Annotated in this window: 1 rRNA gene; it reads left to right on the forward strand. The window is 51.9% G+C overall.

What is annotated here, in order from left to right:
• Positions 1 to 1511 (forward strand): 16S ribosomal RNA (locus EG57_RS0224120).
• Positions 1512 to 1518: the final 7 nt, after the last annotated feature.

The raw sequence follows: 1518 nt of genomic DNA on the forward strand, positions 1-1518 counted from the left end.
AAATTGAGAGTTTGATCCTGGCTCAGGACGAACGCTGGCGGCGTGCTTAACACATGCAAGTCGAGCGATGAAATCCCTTCGGGGATGGATTAGCGGCGGACGGGTGAGTAACACGTGGGCAACCTGCCTCAAAGTGGGGGATAGCCTTCCGAAAGGGAGATTAATACCGCATAACATTAGTAATTCACATGAAATACTAATTAAAGGAGTAATCCGCTTTGAGATGGGCCCGCGGCGCATTAGCTAGTTGGTGAGGTAACGGCTCACCAAGGCCACGATGCGTAGCCGACCTGAGAGGGTGATCGGCCACATTGGAACTGAGACACGGTCCAGACTCCTACGGGAGGCAGCAGTGGGGAATATTGCACAATGGGCGAAAGCCTGATGCAGCAACGCCGCGTGAGTGATGAAGGCCTTCGGGTTGTAAAGCTCTGTCTTTGGGGACGATAATGACGGTACCCAAGGAGGAAGCCACGGCTAACTACGTGCCAGCAGCCGCGGTAATACGTAGGTGGCGAGCGTTGTCCGGATTTACTGGGCGTAAAGGATGCGTAGGCGGATGTTTAAGTCAGATGTGAAAATCCCGAGCTTAACTTGGGAACTGCATTTGAAACTGGATATCTAGAGTGCGGGAGAGGAGAATGGAATTCCTAGTGTAGCGGTGAAATGCGTAGAGATTAGGAAGAACACCAGTGGCGAAGGCGATTCTCTGGACCGTAACTGACGCTGAGGCATGAAAGCGTGGGTAGCAAACAGGATTAGATACCCTGGTAGTCCACGCCGTAAACGATGAATACTAGGTGTAGGAGGTATCGACTCCTTCTGTGCCGCAGCTAACGCAATAAGTATTCCGCCTGGGAAGTACGATCGCAAGATTAAAACTCAAAGGAATTGACGGGGGCCCGCACAAGCAGCGGAGCATGTGGTTTAATTCGAAGCAACGCGAAGAACCTTACCTAGACTTGACATCCCCTGAATTACCTGTAATGAGGGAAGCCCTTCGGGGCAGGGAGACAGGTGGTGCATGGTTGTCGTCAGCTCGTGTCGTGAGATGTTAGGTTAAGTCCTGCAACGAGCGCAACCCTTATCATTAGTTGCTACCATTAAGTTGAGCACTCTAGTGAGACTGCCCGGGTTAACCGGGAGGAAGGTGGGGATGACGTCAAATCATCATGCCCCTTATGTCTAGGGCTACACACGTGCTACAATGGTGAGTACAGAAAGATGCAAGACCGTGAGGTGGAGCAAAACTTTTAAAACTCATCTCAGTTCGGATTGTAGGCTGAAACTCGCCTACATGAAGCTGGAGTTGCTAGTAATCGCGAATCAGCATGTCGCGGTGAATACGTTCCCGGGCCTTGTACACACCGCCCGTCACACCATGAGAGCTGGCAACACCCGAAGTCCGTGAGGTAACCTTAAGGAGCCAGCGGCCGAAGGTGGGGTTAGTAATTGGGGTGAAGTCGTAACAAGGTAGCCGTAGGAGAACCTGCGGCTGGATCACCTCCTTTCTAAGGA

The sequence above is a fragment of the Clostridium drakei genome, assembly GCF_000633595.2.
Classification (GTDB): Bacteria; Bacillota; Clostridia; order Clostridiales; family Clostridiaceae; genus Clostridium_AM; species Clostridium_AM drakei.